This is a genomic window from Streptomyces sp. NPDC001220, assembly GCF_053597895.1.
This window is the reverse complement of sequence record NZ_JBSFJE010000004.1, coordinates 427,949-454,630: the sequence shown is the minus strand read 5'-3', so window position 1 is coordinate 454,630 and position 26,682 is coordinate 427,949. Positions and strand designations below refer to the sequence as shown.

The window sequence follows — 26,682 nt, the reverse complement described above, 5'->3', positions numbered from 1 at the left end:
CGACGGTTGCAGATGTACCGGACGGAAAAGGGGTGCAGGTGATCATGGATGTCTACGAAGCGGTCGCGAGTCGGCGTGCTGTACGGGAATTCACCGACCAGCAGGTCCCGCGGGAGGTGCTGGAGCGGGTGCTGTCCGCCGCGGCGTGGGCGCCGTCCGGATCGAACCTCCAACCGTGGCACGCCTACGTGCTGACCGGCCGGCCGCTGGCCGAGCTCAAGAAGCGCGCCGGTGAGCGCATAGCCGCGGGCGACCCCTGGGACGAGCCGGAGTACGAGCAGTACCCCCCGGTGCTCAAGAACCCCTACCAGGAGCGCCGATCCGCCTTCGGCGAGCAGCGCTACGGGGCACTCGGCATTCCGCGGGCGGACCTGGAGGCGCGGCAGAGGGCCGCCGCCGCGAACTGGGACTGCTTCGGGGCACCCGCCGCACTGTTCTGCTACATCGACCGCCGCATGGGCCGGCCCCAGTGGTCCGACGTGGGCATGTACCTGCAGTCCGTCATGCTGCTGCTCCGCGCCGAAGGGCTGCACAGTTGCACGCAGATGGCCTGGGCCAAGTTCCACAAGACCGTCGCGGAGGTCCTGTCGCCCCCGGACGAGCTCCTCCTCTTCTGCGGCATGTCGATCGGGCACGAGGACATCGCGGCGAGCCAGCCCCGAATCGGCCGGGCGCCGATCGAGGAGACGGTGACGTTCGTCGAGGGTTACTGACACCTCGGCTCCACGCCTGCAACATGCGGTTCGGCTCCATCAAGCCCCGGACCTGCATGGACGTGTTCAGGGTCGTCCCGGTGGCCGTCCGTGCGAGCCGGGGTCGCCCTGGGTGGGGAGCTGGTTCCAGGAGCGCAGCTTGTCGGGATTGAGGACAACCCAGACCTGCGCGACATGGTGTTCGCATATGTCGAGGCTGATGACGGCGGCGACCTGGCGGTCGTAGCGGGCGATGAGGCCGGTACGCCCGTTGACGGACTGGGTGGTCAAAGTGGTGCGGGGGTGCCGGGCCAGGAGTACCAGCAGGCTGTGAGCGACCTGACGGCTGCCGTGCACGGGCCTGCTGAGCGCACGGACCTTGCCGCCGCCGTCGAAGAACGCCGTGGCGTCCGGACACAGCAACGACTCGAGGAGTTCCACATCCTCGTTCACGCAGGCCTGGCGGACGGTGCGGGCGAGGAGATCGTGCTCGTCCGGTGGGGTGGAGCGTGAGCGTTGCATCCGAATGCTGTGCCGGGCACGGTCGGCGAGCTCCACGCACTCGGACTCCGGGCGTCCCACGATGTCGGCCACCGTGCCGGAGGCCATCCCGAAGACGTCATTGAGCACGAACGCCGCCCGCTCGGCCGGCGACAGCGAGTCCAGCGCGTTCAGCAGAACCCGGCTGACCTCCTTCGCCAGGCCCTCCTGAGCTCCCTCGGCGTCTCCCGGCCCGGTGTGCTGCTCCCCTGTCCGGTTGGTCTCACCGCTCGCACCTCGGCGAGGGTGAGCGAGCAGGGCCAGACAGATCCCGCCCGCGGTCTTCGCGAGCCAGTATCGGGGCGTTGAGATCTCCCCACGCTCCACCTCGGACAGCCCGTACCACCGACGGTAGGTCTCACCGACGACGCTCTCCGCCTCACCGGAGCTGCCCAACATCCAGTAGGTGACTTCCAGCAGATGCCGACGCTCATCGAGCAGCTCCGCGACCGGCACCGAGTCAGCGTGGTCCATACGACATCCTCCCCCTCATAAGGCACGGCACTGCACGGCCGCACACACTGATCCCGTCAACCTTCACGAGGGCGTCAGAGACTTCCGCGTGCCGATGGCAGGGTGCCGGCATGGAGCCCCCACCTGTGGCAGAGGGACTCCGGCAGTCCGTGTCCGAGTCCTCGCACACGACACACCTCCTTCGTTCCTCGGCTCAATCCTTTGACCGGGCATGCACGCGTCGTGTGACATCAGCCCATCCCGCCTGCGCCCGCTACGAGTGCGCGATCCAGGCATCCGGCTTCTCCTCCGCCTCGGGCGGGATTCGGGTCGGGGCCTCAACCAGGGTGGAACGACACCTCGTCGAAGCTCAGTTGCGGGTAGAGCCTGGCCATCGCTGTTGCCGGCGACAACAGTTCGCCGACGTCCTCGGCGCCGGAGAGGCCGCCCTCGGTTTTTCGACGCCAGATGGACGAGTCGGGCCAGGAGGGTGCAACACGGGCGCGGCGACGAAGCGTTGGAGCCGACCTCGTCACAGAAGTCGGGGGCATCCGGTCTTCACTCGCGGCAGCGGTGTGGCCCACGAAGGCGCCCGAACGCTGCTGTCGCCCAGCGTGTCGTTGGTGGTGCGAGTGTGACTCGAACATCGAAAGAGAGGGCCTGGCTGTGCTCATTGTCCCGGATCCGAAGGTCGTCCGAACGCTGCTGACCCGGTACGCGTCCCTGCGGATCGCGCTCGCCGAGAGCGAGGAGCGGGAAGGTGCACGTGAGCTTGAGGACGTGAGTTACACGCTGTGCATCACGATGGGAACCCGGAACGTGCACGAGGCGATAGCGGCCGCGGACACGCTGCTCATGGCCCGGGTCAGCCGGAACAGTGTCCAGGAGCCGGACGGCACGGACGGTTCGCCGGTGGTCCCGTCAAAGGTCTGGGAGGAACAGCAGCCGCAGGGCACGGCGACCTGTCGCGGCCTCGCCACCGACCCCGTCCGCGACACGATGGCATAGGACATCACACGGTGTCGGTGTCGCCCGTGGGGGACGTACCGCCCGGAGCCCGTCCACGCTTTGGGTCACGGCCGGGTGGGCGTGCTTGGGCGTCGGTCTCCGTGGGGGTGGGCGTGCTCAGCTGTCGGTCTCCGTGGGGTGGGCGAACCGGGTCAGCAGCTCCGTCAACTGCTCGCGCTCGGCCGGTCCCAGGCCGGTGACCAGGTGCTCGGCCAGCGGCTCCGCCGCCACATGGGCCGCGTCGAAAAGCTCGACACCGCGAGGCGTGATCTCCACCGCCCTCACCCGCCGGTCCCCCGGAACCGCCTTGCGTACGGCCAGCCCCATGCGCTCCAGGTCGTCCACGACCCGCATGATCCCCGCCTTGTCCGACCCCGTCGCCGCCCCCAGGTCGCGCTGCACCGTGGGCCCGCGGTCGACCAGCACAAGAAGCACCGCGAAGTGCCGCAACTCGATACCGAGCGGGCGGAGCGCCTCCGTCATCACCCCGGCCGCCCGCCAGTGCGCCCGCCGCAGAAGGAGGCCAAGAGCGAAGGGTGAGGTGTCCCCGGGGCGGTCGGTCGCACGCGAGCCGCCCGAGGGGTGCGGAGCATCGGCAATCACCGCTTCAGGCTACCAGCCACCTGTTCATCCAATACGGTATCGTTTGAAACAAACAGCGGATCCGGATTGCGCTCACCCGCGCTGTTCTCCCCGACCCGCTTCAGCCGCCGGGTGACCGTGCTCCCGGTCACTCCTCATGCGCTCGCAGGGCGCCCGTGGCGTTCGCGAGCCCGGACAACCGTCTCCGGGGCGATTGCGCCCACCCGTGCCATCTGGTCCAGGGCGGCAACGACGATCGACTCGGCGTCGACGTGGAAATAGCGACGTACGGCGTCACGGGTGTCCGACAGCCCGAAGCCGTCCGTTCCCAGTGACGTGTAGTCCTGCTCCACCCACTGGCTGATCTGGTCGGGCACCTGCCGCATCCAGTCGCTGACCGCCAGAACGGGCCCTGAAGTGCCCGACAGCGCGGCCGTCACGTACGGAACGCGCTCCTCACCCCGAAGCCGCGCCCCGTCGGCACTCATGCCATCCCGGCGCAGCTCCGTCCAGGAGGTCACCGACCACACGTCCGCCTGGACTCCCCACCGGGACGTCAGCAGTTCCTGGGCCTCCAGCACCCAGTGGATGGCCGTGCCGGAGGCCAGCAACTGGATCCGCGGTCCCGCGCCCCGATGCTCGGCCTGCCGGAACCGGTACATGCCCCGCAGGATCCCCTCCTCGACCTCCGGCCCCGTTGGCATGGCCGGCTGCGGCTTGGGCTCGTTGTAGACCGTCAGGTAGTAGAAGACGTCCTCGGGCCGGTCGCCGTACATCCGTCGCAGACCTTCCCTGACGATCACCGCGATCTCGTACGCGAAGGCAGGGTCGTAGCTCACGGCAGCCGGATTCGCGGATGCCAGCAGGTGGGAATGTCCGTCGGCGTGCTGCAGCCCCTCACCGGTCATCGTCGTACGGCCGGCCGTCGCCCCGATGACGAATCCGCGCCCCATCTGGTCTGCCAGGGCCCAGAACTGGTCGCCGGTTCGCTGGAAACCGAACATGGCGTAGAACATGTAGAACGGGATCATGGGCTCGCCATGTGTGGCGTACGAGGTTGCCGCAGCGGTGAACTCGGCCATGGAACCGGCCTCGGTGATGCCCTCGTCGATGAGCTGGCCGTTCCTGGCTTCGCGGTAGTGGAGCAGCTGGTCCGCGTCGACCGGTTCGTACGTCTGGCCGTGCGGTGAGTAGATGCCGGCTGTCGGGAACAGGGACTCCATACCGAACGTACGGGCCTCGTCGGGGATGATCGGCACCCAGCGCCGCCCCGTCTCCTCGACGCGCATCAGGTCCTTGACCAGTCGGACGAGAGCCATGGTGGTGGCCACCTCTTGTCCGCCGAAGCCCTTCGTCAGGGACTCGAAGGGTGCGGCCGGGGGCTGCTGCACCGCCTTGGCGACCACCTTGCGCACCGGGGCCGGACCTCCCAGAGCCGTACGCCGATCACGCAGGTACTGCACCTCTTCCGAATTCTCACCGGGGTGCCAGTACGGCACCAGGTCGCCGCTCAACGCACTGTCGGGAATGGGAAGTTCAAGCAGGTCCCGCATGTCACGGAACTGCGCCATGGTCAGCTTCTTCATCTGATGGTTGGCGTTGCGGGATTCGAAGCCCGCGCCCAGGGTGTGCCCCTTCACCGTCTGGGCGAGGATCACGGTCGGAGCGTCACGGTGCTGGACCGCGGCGCGATAGGCGGCATGGACCTTGAGCGGTTCGTGCCCGCCCCGCGAGTTCCCGAACAGATCGGTGAGCTGAGCGTCACTGAGCCGGCCGGCGATGCCGGACAGCGCGTCACCGGTGAAGAAATGCCCGCGTATGTAGGCGGCGTCCCGCGCGGCGTACGTCTGCATCTGGGCGTCGGGCACCTCGCCCAGGCGGTGGACGAGAGACCCCGTGGTGTCTTGTCGCAGCACGGCGTCCCAAGCCTCGCCCCAGAGGGACTTCACGACGTTCCAGCCCGCACCCCGGAACCGGCCCTCGAGCTCCTGAACGATCTTGGAATTCGACCGTACGGGGCCGTCCAGGCGCTGCAGGTTGCAGTTGATGACGAAGGTGAGGTTGTCGAGCCCCTCGCGGGCGGCGAGCGCCAACGCGGCCATCGCTTCGGGCTCGTCCGTCTCCCCGTCCCCGAGGAATGCCCATACGCGGGACCCGGAGGTGTCCTTGATGCCACGCGCGTGCAGGTAGCGGTTGAACCGAGCCTGGTAGATGGCGGCGAGCGGACCAAGTCCCATGGAGACGGTCGGAAACTCCCACAGCCACGGCAGGCGGCGGGGGTGGGGGTACGACGGCAGTCCGTGGCCGCCGGCCTCGCGTCGGAAACCGTCCAACTGCTTCTCGTCGAGGCGCCCTTCCAGGAACACGCGGGCGTAGATGCCGGGCGAGGCATGGCCCTGCACGTACAGCTGATCGCCCGAGCCGTCCCTGTTCTTGCCGTTGAAGAAGTGGTTGAACCCGACCTCGTAGAGCCATGCCGCCGAAGCGTAGGTGGCTATGTGGCCGCCGAGCCCCAGACGGGAGCCGCGTGTCACCATCGCCGCCGCGTTCCAGCGGTTCACCGCGGTGATCCTGGACTCCACGGCGACGTCGCCGGGAAAGACGGGCTGCGCGGACGCCGGGATCGTGTTGATGTAGTCCGAGGACAGGAGCCCGGGCAGGGTGATCCCGGACCTGACCGCGTGCTCGTGCACTCGTCGCAGCAGGTACACCGCCCGGTCCGGCCCGGCGTTCCGTACGACAGCGTCGAGTGACGCCTGCCATTCAGCGGTCTCCTCGGTGTCCCGGTCGGGTAGTTGGTCGAGCTCGCTCGTCGCGGGGGACTCAGTGGGCCGGGACGGATCACTCATGGCGGCCTTTCTGTCACAGCGTGGGTCGGAGTGCGCGGGCAGGCGTGAAGTCAGCCGTTCACAACACCTTGGACCGCCCTCGTGCCACCGTTGTGACAGTCCTCGACAGTGTGAGATTGCCGAGATCCTTCCGGGTGCGACCCGCCGCCGGAGCTGTACGACCCTGACATGGCTGCTGAGACCCGCATCACGCTGCGCTTCGGTGTCACACCCAGCCGGGCTGTCCGGTCAGTAGTGCGTACCAGCAATTTCACCAGGAGGGCCCATGGACGCACGCCTCAACTACTACGGCAATCCCTTCGCGGGCAAGGTGCTCAAGCAGTTCCTCTCCGCCAGCAAGGCGCTGTCCGACTCGACGCTGCCGGCCACCGTTCAGCATCTGGTGGAGGTCCGCGCCAGCCAGATCAACGGCTGCGGCTTCTGCACCGACATGCACACCAAGGAGGCCACCCACGCCGGGGAGTCCTCGGTGCGGCTCAACCTGATCGCCGCCTGGCGGGAGGCGACGGTCTTCACCGAGGCCGAGCGCGCCGCGCTGGAACTGGCCGAGCAGGGCACCCGCGTCGCGGACGCGGCCGGTGGTGTCACCGACGAGGCATGGGCGAACGCCGCCAAGCACTTCGACGAGGACCAGCTCGCCGCGCTGACGACCCTCATCGCCCTCATCAACGCCTACAACCGCATCAACATCATCACCCAGCAGCCGGCCGGCAGCTACAAGGTCGGGATGTTCGGCTGAGCCGGGGGCGGGGTGCCCACCCTGACGCGGACAGTGCTTGTCCGCGTCACCCCGCCTTCAGGAGGCTCACAGCGTGTCAACGATGCGATGCACGCTCTGTCTTCGCTGTAAAGCAAGTTGTCGTGTGCCCGGAACCGCCGACGCTCGATCGTCCGTTCCGGGCCGGTCTACGGAGGTGAAGCACCATGCACGAAATGCACTCAGAGGACGGCTTCGGACCCAAGATGCTGGCGGACGTCAAGCCGCCTTTCATTCCCGAGGGTGCCTCGGGAATGACCGTTCTCGTCGAGTGGGCTCCCGGTGACCCCGGGACTCCTCCGCACCGCCACTCGGGGCCGTGTTTCGGCTATGTGCTCGAAGGGGCGGTCCGGTGGGAGCTCGAGGGCGAGCCGGAGCACGTGATCAAGGCCGGTGAGACGTTCTGGGAGCCGGGCGGTGAGGTGATCCACTACCAGAACGGCAACGCCTCGTCGGAGGCGCCGGCCAAGTACATCGTGTTCATGATGTGCGCGCCGAACCAGCCGATGCTCACCCTGGTCGACGACGAGGAACTGAAGGAGCGGGCCCACCTGCGGGCCCCGCGGCCCACGGACTGAGCTCCCGCCCGCGCACCGGCCGGTTCAGCGCGGAGTGTGAACCGCACACCGACAGCGCTGTTCGCGGTCCCGGCCGTCCGCGCACCGCGGCATGCTCTCGCGCCTTGGGCGGCGCGGCCGCCGAGTCGGCCGTCTCCAGGGACCGCGGTTCCACCGCAGCACCGCCATGGCCCTGGCCATGGCGGTGCTGCGGGCTTCGGACGCGGCCAACTCGCCGGGCTCCCCGCCATCGTGACAGCACGACCGGCTTCAGCCCTGCGTCCCGGGTGGCATCCTCCAGGGGCGGGACCAGCAGGCACGCCGCCCGACCCGACCACGGATACGGAGCGGCACGCGGGCTGTACCCCCCGGAACCCCTGCTCTGCGCGCCGCCGGCTCCCGGCCCCGGCGACGGTCGTTCGCCTGTGGGTGCGCGAGTTCCTCAGGCGAGCCACTCGGTGTAGCGGGTGGGGGCGAGGTGGGCGTCCTTGTCGGTGAGGACGTCGCCCTTGACCACGGCGAACATGCCGGCGGTGGGGTCGGTGACGACGGTACGGTTGTCGCCCTTGTGGGACAGGGTGAGCCGCCCCAGCTCGTCCAGGGTGAAGACGTCGGGGCCGGCGATGTCGCGGATACCGTTGAGCGGGGCGCCCGCGGCGACCTCCGCCACCGCCGCGGCCACGTCCGCGGCGGCGATGGGCTGGATGGGCGTGGCGGGCAGCCGGACGGTGTCGGCGTCGGAGGTCCAGGAGATGACGTCGTCCATGAACTCCATGAACTGCGTCGCCCGGACGATCGAGTAGGGCACCGGCCCGGTCGCGAGGATGTGCTCCTGGAGCGTCTTGGCCCGGTAGTAGTCCAGCTCCGGCACCTGGTCCACGCCGACGATCGAGAGCACCACGAAGTGGCCGACGCCGGCTCTGTGGGCCGCGGCCACAAGGTTGTCCATCGAGGTCTGGAAGAAGGCCGGGGAGGCGTCGTCGAAGGTCGGGGAGTTCGTCAGGTTGACGACGACGTCGGATCCGGCCAGCGCCTCGTCCACCCCCTGGCCGCTGAGGACGTCGACGCCGGTGGACTTCGAGTGCGGTACCGCCTCGTGCCCGGCGGCGATCAGGTTCCTGACGACCTGCGACCCGATGAGCCCGGTACCGCCGATGACTGCGAACTTCATGACGTGACCTTTCGTCGCTAGTACGCCTGAAGTGAGTTATAAGCCACTATAAGTGGGCGATACGGGTTTGGCCCGGCCACATGCCGCCCGACCGCCGAGGGCAGGTTCGCGCACTCATCCGGGGCGAGGACGGGCGACGACCGTAGTGGTCTGTTCGCATGGCCAGGGCTGAGGCAATCGCCGAGCGAGCCGCACACCACCGGCTGTCACAACAGTGGGGACGTGTCTGTCAACTGACTGTCCGGATCTGGAAACCCTCCATACGCGAAGGTGCACCAAATATGGCATATGACACTACCGGTCCGTGGGGCTCTGCCCACGGCCCGGAGTCCGGTATCGCATGGCGGCTCGACGCGCAGAGGCCACGTGACGTGAACAGGCCGACGGACGCGATCTTGCCCGCGTCGATCTCGGCTCAGCGCCCGGCCGTGCACTGCGCCGCTGACGGAGTCATGCCATGAACGAGCGGACCGGGTTGCCCGATCTGTCCACCGACAAGGACTTCGACGGCGAGACCTTCGCCCCGATCTACACCACGGCCGTGACGGTGAGCGGGGGGATGGTGAGTCACGGGCGGGCCTCGGGAAGGGCACGCTCGGGCGACGGAGTCCTGGATCTCAACCTGCGCATGCCCGCGGAGTTGGGAGGAGACGGCCAGGGGACGAATCCCGAGCAGTTGTTCGCCGCCGGCATGGCCGCCTGTTTTCACGGGGCGCTGAGTCTGGTCGCACGGCAGGCCGCGCTCGACCCCGCGGCGATCTCCGTGGTGGCGACCGTGGCGTTCGGGCGGGACCCGGAAGACGGCGGCTACTTGTTGCACGTCGACCTCGAGGTCAGGTGGCCGGACATCGATCTTGCCGTCGCCGCCCCGCTCGTGGAGAAGGCCGATTCACTGTGCCCCTACACGAAGATGGCCCAGCGGGGCACACCCACCAGCATCAGGCTGACCTCCTAGCCGGCGGGGAAGGCTGACTGTCCAGCCGCACGTCGTTTCCGTAGCCGTCGTGTGCGTCGTGCCGGCACACCACGGCTACGGAGAGGGGAGACCAGCCGGCCTGTCGCGCGCACCGGCCAGACCGAGCCTCAGCCGTCGTGGGTCCGCCCTCACAGCGCGTCCGGGGCCACCGGCGCAACCCCGGACCCCGGTTCCATCGCGATCCTGCTCTGCCGGACGATCTCCTGGACATGAAGCTCGATCTCCTGCGGATTCAGGCCGAGCGCCTTGCCTATGTGCACCGTCCAGACCTCGGCGCGAAGACTGGTCTCGAAATCCAGGTCGGCCCGGACGTTCTCACGTGCGGCCTGCCGATTCTGGCTCACCATGACGAATGTCGACAGGAAGATGGCCTCCAGGCTCACGATCATCGTGAGCAGCCCGAACGGGTAGGGGTCGAAGACCGCGACGGAGCCGAACAGCCTGAGGTTGAGGGCGATCCACACCGCGAACCAGACGGCATGGACGTACACGAAGCCCATCGTGCCCGCGAAGGCAGTGATCGCGTCTGCGCACCGGTCCTGCGACGTGCGCATCCTGGCGAACGCCAGCCGCTCGTGGCGCAGGCGGAGGTCGAGGCCTTGAGCAGCGCCGGAAGCGGAGCTCGGCCGGAAGGCCCGGCCTCCGGAGTGAAGGGTCGTTCCCACTTGGTGCCTCGTTTCCTCACCGGCGACGCCGTCGCCACCAGCCGCCCAGGGCCTCGCAGCCTGCCCGCTCCGAACCGCCGACGGAGGCAAGCAGGCTGAGGCAAGCGTCATCGAACGGCGTCGGTGCGGGGCTGTGCAATGACGTACGGCATCTTCGGCTCCTTTGCCCGACGGAGATGATCAGTGGTCGGCCGGCTCGCCGAGGCGGTGGTCGACTGGAGATATGACCATGAAGCCCACGAGGTTGTGACGGCCGGCGCCCGACCCGCCCAGGTCGGCGCCGGGGTGAGGCACCGCGGGAGCACGGGCGCGGTGGCTCGCCGACGGGCAGGAACACGAAAGGTGTCACAGATTGCGGAACATCCCGGTCGTACTGAGTGACAATCCCTCGGCGATCGGAGCAGGGCGTGGCCATCAGCGAACAACGCATTTCCACCATGGTGCTGGTGATCGGAACCGGCGGTGCCGGGCTTCGAGCGGCGATCGAACTGGCCGAGGCCGGTGTCGACGTCCTCGCGGTCGGCAAGCGCCCCAAGGAGGACGCGCATACGGCGCTCGCCGCCGGAGGAATCAACGCGGCCCTCGGCACCATGGATCCCGAGGACAGCTGGCAGCAGCACGCAGCGGACACGCTCAAGGAGAGTTATCTGCTCGCCGATCCCCGCACCGTGGAGATAGTCGCCCAGGGCGCCGCCCGGGGCATCGGCGACCTGGAACGCTACGGCATGGCCTTCGCCCGTGAGGAGGACGGCCGGATCTCCCAGCGTTTCTTCGGCGCGCACAAGTTCCGGCGGACGGCGTTCGCCGGCGACTACACCGGTCTGGAGATCCAGCGCACGCTCATCCGGCGCGCGGACCAGCTGAACGTTCCGGTGCTCGACGGTGTCTACATCACCCGGCTTCTGGTCCACGACGGCGCCGTCTTCGGTGCCTACGGCTTCGATCTCACCCATGGAACGCGGTATCTGATCCACGCGGACGCCGTCGTCCTTGCCGCCGGCGGTCACACCCGCATCTGGCGGCGAACGTCCTCCAGGCGCGACGAGAACACAGGCGATTCGTTCCGCCTGGCCGTGGAGGCCGGCGCCCGGCTGCGCGACCCCGAACTGGTGCAGTTCCATCCCTCCGGGATCATCGAGCCCGAGAACGCGGCCGGCACCCTCGTCAGCGAGGCCGCGCGCGGTGAGGGCGGCATCCTGCGCAACGCGCTCGGCGAGCGGTTCATGAACCGCTACGACCCTGCGCGCATGGAGTTGTCGACCCGCGACCGCGTGGCCCTCGCCTCCTACACGGAGATCAAGGAAGGGCGGGGGACGCCCAAGGGCGGAGTGTGGCTCGACGTCTCCCATCTGCCACGGCAGACGATCATGACGCGTCTCCCCCGTGTCTACCAGACCCTGCTCGATCTGCAGATGCTGGACATCACCCGCGATCCCATCGAGATCGCGCCCACCGCGCACTATTCGATGGGTGGGGTGTGGGTACGGCACGAGGACCACAGCACCGACGTGCGCGGTCTGTACGCCATCGGTGAGGCGTCGAGCGGCCTGCACGGCGCCAACCGCCTCGGCGGGAACAGTCTCATCGAACTGCTGGTCTTCGGCCGCATCACGGGCCGGGCGGCCGCCGCCTACTCGCAGTCCCTGACCGCCCAGCCGCGGTCCGCGTCGGCTGTCGCACAGGCTCGTGCGGAGATCGACGATCTGCTGGTGGCCGACGGACCGGAGAACGTCCGCGCCCTGCAGCGCGCCATCCGCAACACCATGACGGAGCACGCCGGAGTCGTACGTGACGAGCAGGGCCTGCGCACCGGGCTCGCGGAACTCACGGCGATCGAGAAGAGGATGGAGGACGTCGGCGTGCATCCGGACATCGCCGGCTTCCAGGATCTCGCGCACGCCTTTGATCTCAAGTCCGCGGCACTGTCGGCCCGGGCCACCCTCGAGGCAGCACTCGAGCGTCGCGAGACCCGCGGCTGCCACAACCGCAGCGACTACCCCCACCTGGACCCCGCTCAGCAGGTCAACCTCGTGTGGTCGCCCACGGCCGGTATCACCCGCGAGAGTATTCCCGCCATCCCCGACGAGATCTCCTCTCTGATGGGAGAGGTCTCGACCGATGGGAAGCTCGTCGAATAACGCCGTGTCGCGAGCGGGTGAACAGCCCGGCCCTTCTGGATTGTTGCAGATCGAAATTCATTCGGCGCCGACCAGGAACTCGTCACGGCTGCGCGCGGCCTCGCCCAACACCGAATGGCTCGGGCAGCAGCGGTGGGCCGCGCGAGTGGCCCCTGTGGGCTTGACGGCAACAGGGTCCTGGCCACGGGCGGAGTTCTGATCAGCGACGAGGTGAAGGTGACTCTCGACATCCGTGCCGTGCGACTGGACCAGGCGCAGGGCGCACAGGCCGCGAGACGCCGTCCGGCGTAATCAGCAGAAGGACGCACGATGACGCAAGCCAGGGAGAACGGCATCGGCCTGGCGGCCACAGTCGTGGCGCTGACCGCCGAAGCCGCCGAACTCCAGACGCGTATCAACGCGCTTCGCGAAGAACTCGTGGCGCTCGACGAGCAGATGAAGGCCATCACCGCCGCTCTGCGGCAGCCTCCGTCCCGTTGAACAGCCGAGCGGACCGCGGATGTCCGGACTCGGCGCCGACCGGCCGTGCCGCCCGGGTGGCTCACACAACCTGAGCACAAGCTGTCCGCACCCTGAAACGGCGGCTCTCCCAGAGCTCACTGATCCGGGTCGATCCGTGGCCGCGCCCGTTTCCGGCAGACCCGGGACATCTCCCTCCCAGGGTCCGCCCTGCCATGACCTGCGCGCGCTGTCGCAACCCTTGCCGATCCGGCCTTCCGGAAACGGCGGAAATTCAACGCATGCCTCGAAAGGGCCTTTAATGAACCATCGTTCTCTCTACCGACACACCCGCACGTCACTCACCGTCCTGGCCACGGCGAGCGTCGGAGCACACGCCGAGGTGCAGGAGATCGACTCCTCGCACCTCTCTCCGGTCTCCCATCCCGGCGCCGTGGCCGACCTCATCACCACCGCGGCCCGCACCAGCTGATCCGAGCGACCGCCCGGTCTTGGTGGCGGCGGTGACCACCAAGACCGGGCACGCCACGAGAACACACCGCTGCGCTGTCGGCTCGGCGCCCGGCAGCGCCCCCTACGGTCCGGACCGCGCGATGTTCCTCGCCCCCGCCCGGTACTCGCCGGGCGAGAGCGATCCGGCCGGCGGCCGACGGGGCGAGCTGCTGCGGGGCCGCTACTCCGGTACGGCCGCCAGGTGGGGCTTCGCCCTCCCCCACGCCGACGGCGACGGTGCCGGCGCGGCAGCCCCGTGGGTGGCGAGAGCGCTCAGCGCTCAGCGGCCTCCGGCCACAACGCCCGCACCGCGTCAGGCACCTCGGCCACAGCGGCCTGATCGAGCAGAGCCACTTGCAGGATGTAGCCGGGGAGGATGGAGAGCATCGTTGATGCGATCCCCTCGGCCGTCGCGTTCGCGGGCAGGCCACCGCTTTCCTGGTGGTCACGGACCAAGGTGGCCAGATTCTCGCGTATGCGGCCCATGAGATGGTCGAGCCTGCGCGCCAGCGAGCGGTTGCGCATGGCCTCTCCCCAGACCAGAACCGCGAGGCCGGCCACGTCCTCCTCGACGGACTTGGCCCGAATCACGTCGAGCAGTTCCGCGAGGACCGCCCCGATGGATTGGCCCTGCCGGTCCGTGGCGATGGCGAGCGTGTTGTCGAGGACGTCACGCATGTTCTCCTCGGCGATCGCGAGGATCATCTCGTCCTTGCTGGTGAAGTGCCGGTACACCGCGCCCGCGGACAGTCCCGCCTCCGCGAACAGGTCCTGCATGGACGTGGAGTGGAACCCGTCACGGAGGAAACAGCGGCGCGCCGCGTCCAGGATCTGCGCGCGACGGGCGTCCATGTGCTGCTGGGTGACCTTGGGCATGAGGCCAGCCTAGCAAAGAAAACGAACATTCGTGTTGACGTACATCGACGGAAAGGCCACACTGAGGACTCAAGAAAAACGATCATTCTTTTTTGTGAGGCCAGGCTGTGCGGAACCCCTTGTCACGACACCAGGCATGGCGGGAAGTAGTCATCGCCGCCGTAGTGCTGCCCATAGTGATCACCCTGGCGGTGATGGCGTTCGCCTGGCCGGCGGGGCGGATCTCGCCGCGCGACGTACCGGTCGGGATCGTGGGCACGGGTCCGGCCGGCCAGCGCGCGGTGGAGGGGCTGACCCAGGAGATGCCCGGCGCGTTCGACTTCCACCTCTATCCCGACCAGCAGGCCGCGCGGTCGGCGATCAGGAACCGGGACGCCTACGGCGCCTTCGCCGTCTCCGGCCACGGCATCACGGTGCTGAAGGCCACCGCCGCCAGCCCCTCCGTGGCCCAGCTTCTGACCGATGTCGGACAGAAGTTGGCCGACAAGGCCACCCAGCAGCTTGCCGCCCGGCAGAAGGCCGCCGAGCAGAAGGCCGCCGAGCAGAAGGCCGACGGTGCGCATTCCCCGGCGAAGGCCCACAAGCAGACGGCCGCCCAGCAGGGTGCTGACCGGCGGAAGGCCGCCCCGCAGGGAGCCGCCGGTGCCGATTCGTCGGTGAAGGTCCTCGCGAAGGCGATCGACGTGGTGCCCGTCGCCACGGAGGACCCCCGGGGCGTGGTGTTCAGCTCATCGGTCTTCCCGCTCACGATCTGCGGCATCCTGATCGGGGCGTTCGTCACGATGGCTCGCGGCCTGGCCCGCCCGCGGCACCGAGTGCTGACACTTCTCGTCGCATGCGCCGTGGCGGCTCTCGGTGTCTATCTCGTGGCCCAGGGTTTCCTCGGGGCGCTGCCCCACCATCACGTGGCCACGTGGGCGATCCTGTCGCTCGACCTGCTCTCCATCAGCGCCACCGCCGCCGGCGTGATCCGACTTCTCGGACCGGCGGGCCTCGGGCTCAGCGCCGCGCTCATGGTCTTCGTCGGAAACGCCTTCTCCGGCGCCACCTCCGCTCCGGAGATGCTGCCCAAGGGCGTGGCCTCCGTAGGCCAGTGGCTGCCCCCGGGCGCCGGAGCCAGTCTGCTTCGCGACACCACGTACTTCGACGGCAACGCCGACGCCGGCCACCTCGCCGTCCTCGCCCTGTGGAGCCTGTGCGGGCTCACAGCAGTCATGTGCGGCCACTGGGTCATCAGGGAACCCCGCGGCACGAAGACCGCGGCGCCGGCTTCCGGTGAGTTGCTCCCGGCCTTGCCCGGGTCCGGCACCGCCGTGCCGCTTCGACGTCACGCGCACGCCCACGCCCGCCGCCATGACGGCGACGACTGACACCGAACGCTTGATGTGCGCAATCAGGCCCTGACCGCCAGCAACTTCGGCACAGTACGGATACCCACCATGCCTGCCCCACAGCACCCTCAGCCGATCCCCCGGACCGCACCTGAGCAGTCGGGCGATGACTCTTCGGCCATCGCTCGGGCCTTCACCCTGCTCAGCAGACGCTGGAACGGCCTGATCCTCATGGCTCTGGCCAAAGGTCCGTCCGACTTCGCACGGATTCGCGAGCGCGTCCCCGGCATCAGCAGCCGCATGCTCACCCGGCGGCTCCAGGAGCTGACCGCGATCGGCCTGGTCGCCCAGGAGGTCCGGCCCGAGTTGTCATCGCGAACCCGTTACGCACTCTCTCCGCACGGCACCGCCTTCCTCATCCCGCTGGCCATTCTGTTCCTGTGGGCGGAAGACCACCTCCCGGCAGGCGACTCACCGGCATCCGATCAACCGGCCGCACCAGAGCGCTGACTTCCCGTTCGCCGGGGCCGGAACACCGCTGGGTGGTCGGCGGCTCCGTCATGACGTCGTGCCTCACCACGACCCCTGCGCCACTTCTCACGGTGCGGACGCTTCCGCGGGGCCGACCGCAGAGGGCAGGAACCGGTATCACTGCAATCTGGGGTATTTTGCGCATAAGGTTCCATCTGATGGTCTTGTGGCCGACGGGGGGCACGTAGAGCAGACGAGGGAGATCGGTGAACTTGGATGTCTACGAGGCGGTCACGAGCCGACGAGCCGTACGCGGGTTCACCGACCGGCCCGTCCCGAGAGGGGTACTGGAGCGGGTGCTCTCCGCTGCGGCTTGGGCGCCGTCCGGGTCCAACCTCCAGCCCTGGCACGTCTACGTGCTGACCGGCCGACCGCTGGCCGAACTCAAGGAGCTCGCCGGCGAGCGCGTGACCGCGTGCGATCCCTGGGACGAGCGGGAATACGAGATGTACCCGGCGACACTGAAGTCCCCGTACCGCGAGCGCCGGTCCGCCTTCGGGGCGGAGCGCTACAGCGCACTAGGTATCGCGCACGAGGACTGGGAGGCGCGCCAGAGGGCCGCTTCCGCGAACTGGCAATGCTTCGGCGCGCCCGCCGCCCTGTTCTGCTACGTCGACCGAGGCCTGGGCCGGCCCCAGTGGTCCGACGTGGGCATGTATCTGCAGACCGTGATGCTGCTGCTCCGCACCGAAGGCCTGCACAGCTGCCCGCAGATGGCGTGGTCGGTCTACCGCAAGACCGTCGCGGAGGTCCTGTCGCCTCCGGCCGACCTCATCCTCTTCTGCGGCATGTCGATCGGATTCGAGGACACCACGGTGCCCTACATCCGTACCGGCCGAGCACCGCTCGACGAGATGGTCACCTTTGTCGATGAATAGTCGGCGGCACCCGTGGGAACGCCGTTCGGGGCATCCCCGAAGCGGTCCTCGAACCCACCCGCCGCCTCGTCACCCCCGGCAACTCGGCTCATCGCGTCAGCCGTTGTGACAGCCGTTCCGACATCGTCCTCAGGCGGCGATCCCGCGCCTGTCCATGGCGTCCTCGACTATGCGCAGCCCGTCCATGCCCGGCAGCTTCGCGATGTGCGAGTCGATGTCGCGGATGAGTTTGCGGCCCTCGGGGCCCACGAAGAGGTGAGTCATGACGTGCGTGACCTCGGTCTCGGGCATCACGCCCGAGCCGACCGGGCCCCAGGCCTTTTCGAGCGCCAGGCGGGCCACCACGCGGGCCTTCCTGCTGGCCGCGAGCCGGTCGCGTGCCTGCGATGCGTAGAACGCGACGTGCTTCGTCTCCTGCTGTGCGATCCGCTTCAGCAGGGGTACCAGCACCGGGTGGCTCTCCAGCGCGGCAAGCCGGTGATACGCCGCCGTCGCCGACCACTCGTTCGCCGCGCCCCACGCCATGTGCACGGCCACGAAGTCGTTGCCGACCAGCCGACCGATCACTGTCTGCTTCACCGTCCCCAGGCGGTCCTTCCAGCCGAGCTTCAGTCGGGTCGCCTTGAGCTCGTCGAAGTCGACTCGGAGGCCGTGGCGCTCCAGCACGGCCGCGAGTGCCTCGCCGTGCCAGAACTCCTCACGGTTCCACATCGTCATGAAAGCGCCCACCGCGGGCTCGTCGTGAGACGGGGTCGTCAGCAGATCACGCAGGTAGCACACGGTGTGGTATTCGATGTCACACATGTAGCGCAGCGTGCGCAACGTCTCCTCGGACAGTGGGCTGCGCTCGAACTCGTCGAAGTCGAGGTCGGCCCACTGCACGCCGGTGGAGTTCTTCGTGTACTTGTCTATGTCGAAAGCCATCAGTCGCTCTTCTCGTCGGTGCGCGTCGGAATCGTCGCCCGTGCCGCGATGACATCGCGGCGCACCCCCGAACCGCCCCTCTTCCAGCGGTGGATGTCCCAGTTCCTCTTGTGCGACTCGCGCGCCAGTCCGGCGTCGGGGTTGATCGCCGAGGGCTTGCCCAGCAGCGACAGCCACGGCAGGTCGGAGTGGCTGTCGCCGTAGCCGTAGGACGCGGCGAGGTCGTAGCCGCCCTCCTCGGCGTACCGCTGAAGCCAGGCGGCCCTCGCCTCGTCGACGAGCGGCGGCTTCGCCAGGTAGCCGGTGAGCACACCGTCCCGTACGTGCATGGAGCTCCCGACGACCTCGTCGAACAGGTCGGCGAGCGGAGCGGCGAGAAGCCCGACGGAGCCGGTGACCAGGACGGTGCGGTGACCTGCCGCACGGTGCTCGCGGATGCGCTCCAGGGCGTCCGCGCTCGTGTGCCGCAGCATCGTGTCGGCGTACCCGCGCTGTACGACCTCCTCGAGACGGGCGACGGACATGCCGCGGTAGCGGCGCAGGAACGCGCGGATGAACTCCCCGCGGTCACGTCTCTCGGCGCGGAGGTAGCCGGGCAGTGCGGCGAGCAGGTCCGCCGCCTCCTTCGGCCAGGCCGCCTTGCGGAAGCCTGCGGTGCGCACCCAGAGGTACTGCTCGACGATGTTGGAGTCGACGACGGTCCGTTCGAGGTCGAAGACCGCGAGTACGTCGGTACGCCGCGGCAGTTCGCGTTTCGGGCGGGCGTTCGCCGGCCCAGCGGCCGCGGCCCTCCGGCGACGGTAGGCCGACGTCAGCTCGCCGATGGCGGGAAGGTGCACCTTCTGCAGGTACTCCTCCCAGTCGATCCGCTCCACATCGAAGCCACGGTCCTCGCGCACCTCGGCCGGGAGGGCGTTGTTCAGCGCGCGGGTGTTGCGGTCGTCGAAGACGATCTCGGTCTGCGCATACGCGCGGTAGAGGTCGGTGAAGTTGCGGAGGGTGGCGATGCCGGCGCGCAGCTTGGCGTTCTCGGTCGCGAGAGCGCGCTTCCGCTCGTCGTTCGGCATCAGCCGCAGCGCGGCGTCCCACAGGTCGGCCTTCTTCTTCGCCAGCCGAAGACCTCGGTTGAACCTGCGCTCGCCCGAGAACTTCCAGGCCGGTACCTCGACGAATCCGTCGCCCTTGGGCAGCGGGTGCCGGGTGTAGTAGTCGCGTACGTTCTCGTACATGCGGTGGAAGGGCAGCGGGTTCGACGCGCCCGAGGCGATGTGGAAGTACTTCGGCTCGTCGACGGGGGTCGGGTTGGCCGCCGCGGCGAGGATGGCGTTGACGACGAAGTCGACGGGGATGACGTCGAGGATCGAGTCGGGCAGTCCCGGGAAGTCGGGCAGCTGGCCTCGGCCGTAGGCGAAGATCAGTGGATCGGCGACCTTGAAGCCGTCGATCCAGCCGGGGAACGGATGCTGGAGCGCGCTCTCGATGATCGCGGGCCGGACCACCGAGAGCCGGTGTCCGGCCTCGCCCCAGAGGTCTTCCGCGGCACGTTCGGCAAGTGCCTTCGTCAGGGTGTAGACGTCGGTCCACCCCAGACTCTGCGCGCGCCGGCGGCCGGCGGCGACAAGCTGGGAACGCACCCACTCGCGCCGCGCGTTCTCGCTCGCGCGGGCCGCCGCGATCGGACCCTCCTTCCCGTGTTTGCCGCGGGCGCGGGACATGAACCGCTCGAGCATGGCCGGCTCGCGCGAGGTGAGTTCGGTCCGCTCGTGGGTCCGTGCCGCCAAGGTCCACTCGGTGTGCCAGAGGACATCGTGTTCGAGCTTGGCCTCGGGCACCACACCGCGACGGAGCCCTCCGACATAGCAGGTGGACACGTGGACGACGTGCGGATCGGATCCGGAGGCGAGCAAGGCCTCGTAGAGGCTTACGGCGCCGTTGACGTTGGTGTCGAACGCCTCGTGGATGGGCGGGTCGAACGAGACGGTCGACGCCGAGTGGATGACGACGTCAAGGTGCGAGGGCAGTTCGGGGATGCGGGTCATGCTGCCGTCGAGCACCGTGATCCGGGTACGGACGACGCGCTCGGCCTCCTCGGCGCCCACGGCATCCCGCCAGCGCTCGAACACGGGCTTGCGCAGCAGCTGCCGGAGCCGGTCCTGCCCGGTCTGGCTGCCCTTCCCGCGCACGAGGAGCGAGATGTGGGTGGCGGGGTGGTCGGTGAGCAGCCGTTCGAGCACGGCCTGCCCGACGAAGCCGGTCGCGCCGGTCAGCAGGACGTGCGCGTCGCCGAGTTCGGTCTTCGCGTTCTGCGATGTCATGGGAGGAGCCTCGATTCCACGGTGGATGCGACGCCGGGGCGGATGCCGGGGAGCGCGGCGACCATTCCGCGGATACGGCGTGCCTCGGCTCGTCCGCTCCGGTCGCCGAAGACATGGCGTTCGAAGAAGGTGCGCTCGTGCCCGGAGCGACCGACCGAGCCGAGCGGCCAGGCGGCGCGCCGGAGGGCGCGGCGGGTGATGCGCCGGGCGCGGGCCGAGCCCTGGAGCCGGCGTTCCGCCTCCTCGGCGAGGAAGCGGATGTGGCGATGCTTGATCTCCACCACGGGGTCGATGATCGACGCCATGGCGGAGGACGCACCCGCCAGACGCCGGTAGGCCGCCTGCGTGATCCATTCGTCCACGAGGGCCGTCGTCACGTGTTCGGCGACGATCTGCGTACCGGTGATGTTCGCGACGAGGGAACGACGGATCGGCCCGCGGCGTTCGCGGCGCTCCGCCAGTACCCACCGCGCCGGACCGGCGCTCGAAGGGAGGTCGCGGGCGGCCGGAGAGGCTTCCAGGACGGCGTCGAGGACATCGGCTATCCAGAACCTCTCGAACATCCATGTGGTGAGGAACGCGGTGACACGGGCGTCCTTGTGTGTCGCCGTGACGAGGAGGTCGCGCACGCGGTGCAGCGTCGCGCGTTCCATGTCGCGCAGCGCGCGAACGAGCCGGACGGATTCGGCATCGAGCGGCTCTTCGGCGAGCGACCCGAGGTCGAGCGTTCCGCGGTGGCTGCCGTGTGCCGTGCGGGCGAACTCACGCACGTCGAAGCCCGCTGTCTCGGGCGGCGCGGTCGTCGTCTCGTTGTTCGAGTTCATGCACAGGCTTTCTGGGGCGGGAGCAGGGGGAAACGCTGCGGAAGCCCCGGAGCGTGCGCGAAGCCGTCGGGGGCCGTCACGTGAGACCGGGCGGCCGGCACATGTGTGACACGTGACGCGGCTCCGTGGGCCTGCGGGTGCGGCCGCGTGCGCCGGACCTTGCCGGGCATCGCTCATCTCCGCCCGGTGCGGAAGCTCGTGTCACAGGACGGATGCGTGGCCGGTCTAACCCGATGAGCCGAGAAACGAAAGGTGTGTCATGCGTGAGGACCCGGCCGTCTTGCGTTGTACGACCGAGGCAGTCCCCCTGGGCCGGCTCGTCGGACCTCGGACATGGAAGCCCTGTGGATCTTCGAGTTGCCATGCAGAAGCGGGTTGCTGACCGGTCGGCTCGTCCACGGGTCGCACTTGTCACCGGTGCCACGTCCGGTATCGGAGCGGAGTTCGCGCGCGCTCTGGCGGAGCGCGGATGGGACCTTGTCCTGGTGGCGCGCGACAGGGAGCGGCTCGGCCGGACGGCGGCCGAGCTCGAATCCCGGGGCCGTGCTGTCGAGGTGCTCCCCGCCGACCTGTCCGATCGAGCCGCCGTCGAGCGGGTCGCCGCCCGGCTGGCGGACCCGGCCCGTCCCGTGGACCTGCTCGTGAACAACGCCGGTTTCGGCGTGCACGCACCGATGACGTCGGCCGACACCGCTCCGCACGACCGGGCGTTCGAGGTCATGGGGCGCGCGGTGCTGGTGCTCGCCGGTGCCGCCGGGCGGGCCATGCGCGAACGCGGGCACGGTGCGATCGTCAATGTGTCGAGCACGGCCGGCTTCGTCACGATGGGCAGCTATTCGGCCGTCAAGGCCTTCCTGACCGCGCTCTCCGAGGGACTGGCGAACGAGCTCCACGGAACGGGCGTCACCGTGACGGCACTTTGTCCGGGCTGGGTCCGCACGGAATTCCACACACGGGCCGGAATCCGGTCGTCGAGCATTCCCGACTTCCTCTGGCTCGATGCCCGGCGACTGGTCGAGACGAGTCTGCGCGACGTGCGCCGCGGACGGGTGATCTCCGTGCCGAGCCTCCGATACCGGTTGCTCATCTGGTTCACACGTCATCTTCCACGCCGCACCGTCCGGTGGATCTCGCGACGTATCTCCTCCAGCCGCAACGACAGCCTCACTCACTGAAGGAATCAGTGCGGGCGAGCCCGCACGGGAAGGAAGCGGATGCCTGCGACGATACGCGGCCGTTTCACCTCACGCTCCCACGCTGCCGCGCGTTTCATCGCGCAGCGGGGGCTGTTGAAGCCCCTCGTCTGGAGCATGACCAGCGTCACGGTGCTCGGGCGCGAGCGCCTGGCGAACGTCGAGGACTCGTATGTCGTCGTCGCCAATCACACCTCGCACCTCGACACCCCACTCATCATGGGCGCGCTGCCCCGCCGACTGGCGCGCTACCTGGCCGTGGGAGCCGCCGCCGACTACTTCTTCGACGTGTGGCGGCGGCGCGGCCTGACGACCCTCTTCTTCAACGCCTTCCCGGTCGACCGCACCGGAGTGAACGCGCGCGGAGTGAGCGCCAAGGCTCTGCTGAACCGAGGGGTACCGCTCCTGATCTTTCCCGAGGGAACCCGCTCGCGCGACGGATCGCTCGGGGCGTTCAAGCCGGGGGCGGCGGCACTCGCCTCGTCGGCCGAGGTGCCGGTGCTCCCCGTCGCGGTCATCGGCGCGCATGCGGCACATCCTCGCGGGTCGAACTGGCCGAAACCGGGCCGTCTGCCGGTCGGGGTTGTCTTCGGTGAACCGCTCACCGCTTTTCCAGGGGAGTTGAGGAGCGAGTTCACCGAACGCATCCGCTCGGCGATCCTCACCCTCACCGAGGAGAACTCCGACCGCATCCTCGGCGTCGGTGCGACCTCCCGTCGTATACCTCAAGGAGACCTATCGTGACCGAAACCACCGGCCGCGCCCAGGCGCTGCGCTCCGACGATGTGAAACACATGAAGTGGTGGGGCTGGGGCGTGGAAGGTGTCGGATTCCGACACGAGGACAAACCTGGTTTCGCACCGTTCGTACAGAGGGCCGTCGGTCTCGATCTCCGGGCCGGCGAGCCCACCGAACGGCCCGACTTCTCGCAGTTGAAGGTGCCGGCCTCGACGGCGCCCGAGGAGTTCGTCGCCGTCCTGAACGGCATCGTCGGAGCCGGGAACACGGATGTCGACGACCTGTCCCGGGTCGTCCACACCTACGGCAAAAGCCTGCGTGACCTGGTTCGCGTCCGAGCCGGCGACATAGCACGCAGTCCCGATGTGATCGTCTACCCGGCCGACGAGGCGGAGGTGCAGAGCGTCGTCGACGCGGCCGTCCAGGCGGACGCGGTGATCATCCCCTTCGGTGGCGGCAGCAATATCGCGGGCAGTCTCGAGCCGCACCTGGACGAGTCCCGGGTGGTCGTCTCACTCGACCTCGGACGCCTCAACCAGGTGCTGGAGATCGACCCCGACTCCGGCCTGGCGCGTGTCCAGGCCGGGGCGCTGGGCCCCGATCTCGAGGCTCAACTCAATCGGGACGGCTGGACGATGGGGCACTTCCCCGACTCGTTCACCCACTCGACGCTCGGCGGGTGGGTCGCCACGCGCTCGTCCGGCATGCAGTCGGACAAGTACGGCGACATCGCGGACATCGTCAAGGGGCTGCGTGTCGTGCGGGCCGGGGGGATCCTCGTGATCCGTGCCGTTCCGAGCGCGTCGACGGGGCCGAGCGTGCGGGAGATGGTGGTGGGCTCCGAGGGGCGGCTCGGCGTCATCACCGAGGTCACGGTGCAGGTGCACCGGCTCCCCGAGAAGCGGGCCATCCACGCCTACTTCTTCGAGAATCTCGACCACGGCCTCGCGGCGATGCAGGAGATCGCCGAGAGCGACGTCTCGCCCTCGGTCACCCGTGTCTCGGACGCGTATGAGACGGCCTTCTCCCTGGCGACGAGCAAGGAGTCGAAGGGTGTTCAGAAGAAGGCACAGGCCGGCCTCATGGCCTATCTCAAGAGGCGTGGCTGGAACCTCGACGAGATGTGCCTCTCCTTCATCGGCTTCGAGGGCGACGAGGCACACGTGAAACGGCAGAAGTCGCTCGTCGGCCGGATCGTGCGCAGGCATCACGGCATCGCGGTCGGCCAGGGACCCGGTGCGCTCTACGACCAGAAGAAGTTCGACACGCCGTACATCCGCGACTTCCTGCTCGACCGCGGTGCCGCCGGCGACGTGAGCGAGACCGCCGGTCCCTGGTCGAAGCTGCGTGGCATCCACGCCGCGGTCTACGCGGCGGCCGACACCGCCTACGAGAAGATCGGCCGCACCGGCTGGACCATGTCACACATGTCGCACTCGTACCACTCCGGAGCCTGCCTCTACTTCACTTTCGCCTTCGTGTTCGGTGGCGATCCGCTCGGCGAGTACGACACCGTCAAGCGCGCGATCCAGCAGGCGTTCGTCGACGCCGGCGGCACGATCTCGCACCACCACGGGGTGGGCCTGGAGCACGCGCCCTGGCTGGAGGAGGACATCTCGACGGAGGGGGTCGCCATCATGTCGGGCCTCTTCGACGCTGCCGACCCGGGCGGCAACTTCAACCCTCGCAAGATCGTGCTCTGAGCACGGCGGTCCGCGGCGCCGGCGTTCCAGAACGCCTTCGAGAGACCCCGATGAAGCGGCGTGAGAGCACTGGGCACCACCTCGGGGTCATGCGTGTCACATTCATGCCTCATGCCCGGTCATATGGGTGGAAGAAGTCATGAACCTGCTCGCCCAAGAAGTGCGGACCCGGCGCCCCGCTGTCTCGGTTCCGCCCACCGCGGGCGACCAACCCGCCGTATCCGTTCGCTGTCGGCAACAAGACAGGCTCATGACATGAAGACCGTCCCTTTCGGGCCGGATGAGGAATGGTTTCAGGGGCATGGGTGATCAGAGCCAGAAAGAAGAAGCAGGCGAAGGAAGCGGCGGGGAGCGCATGGCCCGTTGGGCGGACGGACGCCTGGGCCCGTACAGCCTGCTGCGGGCCAAAGCACGTAAGGCTTTCCCCGACCACTGGTCCTTCCTGCTGGGAGAGATCTGTCTCTACAGTTTCATCGTCATTGTCGTGACCGGGGTCTATCTGACCCTGTACTTCCATCCGTCGATGAAAGAGGTGCGGTACAACGGCAGTTACCTGCCGTTGCGGGGGCAGACGGTGTCGGAGGCGTTCAACTCGACCATGCACCTCTCCTTCGACGTCCGCGGCGGCCTGTTGATCCGGCAGGCCCACCACTGGGCAGCCCTGGTGTTCATCGGGTCCATGCTCGTCCACATGCTGCGCGTGTTCTTCACCGGCGCCTTCCGCAAGCCCCGGGAATTCCAGTGGCTGTTCGGGTTCCTGCTCCTGGTCCTCGGGATGTTCGGAGGGCTGACCGGATACGACCTTCCGGATGACCTGCTCTCCGGAACCGGGCTCGCCGTCGTGAACGGGACGATCCTTTCCATACCGATCGTCGGAACCTACCTGTCGATGTTTCTCTTCGGAGGCGGGTTCCCGGGCGGTGAACTGGTGGCTCGCTTCAACACAGTCCACGTTCTGATCATCCCCGCCCTCATGGTGGGACTGCTCGTGGCCCATCTGATCCTGCTGCTCCTCCACCGGCACACGCAGTATCCAGGCCCGGGACGGAGCAACAAGAACGTGGTGGGCCTGCCGCTCAAGGTACGGGCGGTCAAGTCCGCGGGCTTCTTCTTCCTGGTCACCGGTGCCATCTTCGCCATCGCAGCACTGGTGCAGGTCAATCCCATCTGGCTGTACGGCCCCTACCGCGTCGACCAGGTCTCGGCCGGATCGCAGCCCGACTGGTACATGGGCGTGGCGGACGGACTGCTGCGCGTCATGCCCGGCTGGGAAATCGACCTCTGGGGTCACACCCTGGCACTGGACAACCTGATCCCGCTGGTGGCAGGCGTCGGCCTCTTCCTGGCCATGGGCGTGTACCCGTTCATCGAGCCCTGGCTGACCGGGGACTCTCGTGAGCAGCACCTTCTCGACAGACCGCGCAACCGCCCCGTGCGAACAGCACTCGGTGTCGCCTGGATCAGCTTCTATCTGGTGTCACTCACCGGCGCGGCGAACGACATCATCGCCACCCGGTTCCATCTCTCGGTCGAATCGGTGACGTGGACGATCCGCATCGGTCTCTTCGTCGCGCCCGTCGCAGCCTACGCCGTGGCGAAGCGGTGGGCCCTCGGTCTGCAACGCAGAGACCGCGACAAGGTGCTGCACGGCCGAGAGACAGGTGTCGTAAAACGTCTGCCGGACGGCGAGTTCATCGAGGTGCACGAGCCTCTCGGCCAGGCGGAACTCCACCTTCTCACACAGCATGAGCAGTACACGCCGATCGCACCCGGCGCGAACGGCAACGCGGAGAGCCCGGGTGCCGGCGCCCGCCTCGGCCGCCGCCTGCGTGTCGGTTTGAGCCGCGCCCTCTACGGCGAAGGCTCACAGATCCCCAAGCCGACCACGCAGGAGTACCGGGAGATCGCCGATGAGCACCTGCGCTGAACAGAGCGGCCCGTAGGCAGCCGCGCGTCCCGCGCTCCGCCGACTGGCCGACCACCCACCCAGACAATGCAGTTCCGACACGGATCCTGGCCGCTCCGTGGGA

24 protein-coding genes are annotated in these 26,682 nt (G+C 68.5%); 15 read left to right on the top strand and 9 right to left on the bottom strand.

What is annotated here, in order from left to right; all coding sequences use genetic code 11:
- Nucleotides 1-44: 44 nt before the first annotated feature.
- Nucleotides 45-713 (top strand): nitroreductase, encoded by a 669-nt coding sequence (locus tag ACWDGI_RS12665; protein WP_450758180.1) that lies wholly within the window; start codon nt 45-47, stop codon nt 711-713.
- 66 nt (nt 714-779) lie between these two features.
- Here ACWDGI_RS12665 and ACWDGI_RS12660 read toward each other — a convergent pair whose 3' ends face one another.
- The gene (locus ACWDGI_RS12660) at nt 780-1,706 is read right to left on the bottom strand and encodes an RNA polymerase subunit sigma (protein ID WP_450758178.1); all 927 of its coding nucleotides are present in this window, start codon (nt 1,704-1,706) and stop codon (nt 780-782) included.
- Between the two features lie 645 nt (nt 1,707-2,351).
- On the opposite strand from ACWDGI_RS12660, the gene ACWDGI_RS12655 reads away from it, so the two are divergent.
- Nucleotides 2,352-2,693 carry a DUF5133 domain-containing protein gene (locus ACWDGI_RS12655; protein WP_450758176.1) on the top strand — a complete coding sequence of 114 codons (342 nt, stop codon included), beginning with the start codon at nt 2,352-2,354 and terminating at the stop codon, nt 2,691-2,693.
- Nucleotides 2,694-2,810: 117 nt separating this feature from the next.
- Here the strand turns inward: ACWDGI_RS12655 and ACWDGI_RS12650 are convergent, their stop codons facing one another.
- Entirely contained in the window at nt 2,811-3,296 is a 486-nt protein-coding gene (locus ACWDGI_RS12650; protein WP_450758174.1) for a MarR family winged helix-turn-helix transcriptional regulator, read from the bottom strand.
- A 134-nt stretch (nt 3,297-3,430) separates the two neighbouring features.
- A complete protein-coding gene (aceE, locus tag ACWDGI_RS12645) occupies nt 3,431-6,124 on the bottom strand; it encodes a pyruvate dehydrogenase (acetyl-transferring), homodimeric type (RefSeq protein WP_450758172.1) in 2,694 nt (897 codons plus the stop codon).
- A gap of 265 nt (nt 6,125-6,389) precedes the next feature.
- On the opposite strand from aceE, the gene ACWDGI_RS12640 reads away from it, so the two are divergent.
- Both ACWDGI_RS12640 and ACWDGI_RS12635 read left to right on the top strand, forming a co-directional pair.
- Nucleotides 6,390-6,863 carry a carboxymuconolactone decarboxylase family protein gene (locus ACWDGI_RS12640; protein WP_450758170.1) on the top strand — a complete coding sequence of 158 codons (474 nt, stop codon included), beginning with the start codon at nt 6,390-6,392 and terminating at the stop codon, nt 6,861-6,863.
- A 185-nt stretch (nt 6,864-7,048) separates the two neighbouring features.
- Complete coding sequence (locus tag ACWDGI_RS12635; protein WP_450758168.1) at nt 7,049-7,459, top strand: cupin domain-containing protein; 411 nt, start codon at nt 7,049-7,051, stop codon at nt 7,457-7,459.
- Between the two features lie 421 nt (nt 7,460-7,880).
- Here ACWDGI_RS12635 and ACWDGI_RS12630 read toward each other — a convergent pair whose 3' ends face one another.
- Nucleotides 7,881-8,609 (bottom strand): SDR family oxidoreductase, encoded by a 729-nt coding sequence (locus ACWDGI_RS12630; protein ID WP_450758166.1) that lies wholly within the window; start codon nt 8,607-8,609, stop codon nt 7,881-7,883.
- 457 nt (nt 8,610-9,066) lie between these two features.
- Here ACWDGI_RS12630 and ACWDGI_RS12625 point away from each other — a divergent pair, with 457 nt between their 5' ends.
- Nucleotides 9,067-9,564, top strand: coding sequence for an Ohr family peroxiredoxin (locus ACWDGI_RS12625; RefSeq protein ID WP_450758164.1), 498 nt, complete (start codon nt 9,067-9,069; stop codon nt 9,562-9,564).
- Between the two features lie 149 nt (nt 9,565-9,713).
- Here ACWDGI_RS12625 and ACWDGI_RS12620 read toward each other — a convergent pair whose 3' ends face one another.
- Nucleotides 9,714-10,250, bottom strand: coding sequence for a DUF1003 domain-containing protein (locus tag ACWDGI_RS12620; protein ID WP_450758162.1), 537 nt, complete (start codon nt 10,248-10,250; stop codon nt 9,714-9,716).
- Nucleotides 10,251-10,687: 437 nt separating this feature from the next.
- Here ACWDGI_RS12620 and ACWDGI_RS12615 point away from each other — a divergent pair, with 437 nt between their 5' ends.
- The 3 genes from ACWDGI_RS12615 to ACWDGI_RS12605 all read left to right on the top strand — a co-directional run bounded on the left by ACWDGI_RS12615 (nt 10,688) and on the right by ACWDGI_RS12605 (nt 13,319).
- Nucleotides 10,688-12,388 carry an L-aspartate oxidase gene (locus ACWDGI_RS12615; protein ID WP_450758499.1) on the top strand — a complete coding sequence of 567 codons (1,701 nt, stop codon included), beginning with the start codon at nt 10,688-10,690 and terminating at the stop codon, nt 12,386-12,388.
- Nucleotides 12,389-12,697: 309 nt separating this feature from the next.
- Nucleotides 12,698-12,868: a hypothetical protein gene (locus tag ACWDGI_RS12610; RefSeq protein ID WP_450758160.1), complete on the top strand. Its 171-nt coding sequence runs from the start codon at nt 12,698-12,700 to the stop codon at nt 12,866-12,868.
- Between the two features lie 280 nt (nt 12,869-13,148).
- The gene (locus ACWDGI_RS12605; RefSeq protein WP_450758158.1) at nt 13,149-13,319 is read left to right on the top strand and encodes a hypothetical protein; all 171 of its coding nucleotides are present in this window, start codon (nt 13,149-13,151) and stop codon (nt 13,317-13,319) included.
- Between the two features lie 293 nt (nt 13,320-13,612).
- On the opposite strand, the gene ACWDGI_RS12600 is transcribed toward ACWDGI_RS12605, so the two are convergent.
- Nucleotides 13,613-14,215, bottom strand: coding sequence for a TetR/AcrR family transcriptional regulator (locus ACWDGI_RS12600; protein WP_450758156.1), 603 nt, complete (start codon nt 14,213-14,215; stop codon nt 13,613-13,615).
- 119 nt (nt 14,216-14,334) lie between these two features.
- Here ACWDGI_RS12600 and ACWDGI_RS12595 point away from each other — a divergent pair, with 119 nt between their 5' ends.
- The 3 genes from ACWDGI_RS12595 (at nt 14,335) to ACWDGI_RS12585 (ending at nt 16,955) form a co-directional block, all read left to right on the top strand.
- Nucleotides 14,335-15,585: an ABC transporter permease gene (locus ACWDGI_RS12595; protein ID WP_450758154.1), complete on the top strand. Its 1,251-nt coding sequence runs from the start codon at nt 14,335-14,337 to the stop codon at nt 15,583-15,585.
- Between the two features lie 69 nt (nt 15,586-15,654).
- Nucleotides 15,655-16,056, top strand: coding sequence for a winged helix-turn-helix transcriptional regulator (locus ACWDGI_RS12590; protein WP_450758152.1), 402 nt, complete (start codon nt 15,655-15,657; stop codon nt 16,054-16,056).
- A gap of 233 nt (nt 16,057-16,289) precedes the next feature.
- Nucleotides 16,290-16,955: a nitroreductase gene (locus ACWDGI_RS12585; protein WP_450758497.1), complete on the top strand. Its 666-nt coding sequence runs from the start codon at nt 16,290-16,292 to the stop codon at nt 16,953-16,955.
- A 129-nt stretch (nt 16,956-17,084) separates the two neighbouring features.
- Here ACWDGI_RS12585 and ACWDGI_RS12580 read toward each other — a convergent pair whose 3' ends face one another.
- The 3 genes from ACWDGI_RS12580 to ACWDGI_RS12570 are packed head-to-tail and all read right to left on the bottom strand — an operon-like array spanning nt 17,085 to nt 21,018.
- On the bottom strand, nt 17,085-17,879 hold the full coding sequence (locus tag ACWDGI_RS12580; protein WP_450758150.1) for a ferritin-like domain-containing protein: 795 nt from the start codon (nt 17,877-17,879) through the stop codon (nt 17,085-17,087).
- Nucleotides 17,879-20,194: an HAD-IB family hydrolase gene (locus ACWDGI_RS12575; protein WP_450758148.1), complete on the bottom strand. Its 2,316-nt coding sequence runs from the start codon at nt 20,192-20,194 to the stop codon at nt 17,879-17,881. The genes ACWDGI_RS12580 and ACWDGI_RS12575 overlap by 1 nt, the downstream gene beginning before the upstream one ends.
- The gene (locus ACWDGI_RS12570; RefSeq protein ID WP_450758146.1) at nt 20,191-21,018 is read right to left on the bottom strand and encodes a hypothetical protein; all 828 of its coding nucleotides are present in this window, start codon (nt 21,016-21,018) and stop codon (nt 20,191-20,193) included. The genes ACWDGI_RS12575 and ACWDGI_RS12570 overlap by 4 nt, the downstream gene beginning before the upstream one ends.
- 362 nt (nt 21,019-21,380) lie before the next feature.
- On the opposite strand from ACWDGI_RS12570, the gene ACWDGI_RS12565 reads away from it, so the two are divergent.
- The 4 genes from ACWDGI_RS12565 (at nt 21,381) to qcrB (ending at nt 26,579) form a co-directional block, all read left to right on the top strand.
- Complete coding sequence (locus tag ACWDGI_RS12565; RefSeq protein ID WP_450758495.1) at nt 21,381-22,193, top strand: SDR family NAD(P)-dependent oxidoreductase; 813 nt, start codon at nt 21,381-21,383, stop codon at nt 22,191-22,193.
- A 135-nt stretch (nt 22,194-22,328) separates the two neighbouring features.
- Complete coding sequence (locus tag ACWDGI_RS12560; protein WP_450758144.1) at nt 22,329-22,955, top strand: lysophospholipid acyltransferase family protein; 627 nt, start codon at nt 22,329-22,331, stop codon at nt 22,953-22,955.
- The gene (locus ACWDGI_RS12555; protein ID WP_450758142.1) at nt 22,952-24,652 is read left to right on the top strand and encodes an FAD-binding oxidoreductase; all 1,701 of its coding nucleotides are present in this window, start codon (nt 22,952-22,954) and stop codon (nt 24,650-24,652) included. Before ACWDGI_RS12560 ends, ACWDGI_RS12555 begins: the two co-directional genes overlap by 4 nt.
- Before the next feature lie 301 nt (nt 24,653-24,953).
- The gene (gene qcrB / locus ACWDGI_RS12550; protein WP_450758140.1) at nt 24,954-26,579 is read left to right on the top strand and encodes a cytochrome bc1 complex cytochrome b subunit; all 1,626 of its coding nucleotides are present in this window, start codon (nt 24,954-24,956) and stop codon (nt 26,577-26,579) included.
- Nucleotides 26,580-26,682 lie beyond the last annotated feature (103 nt).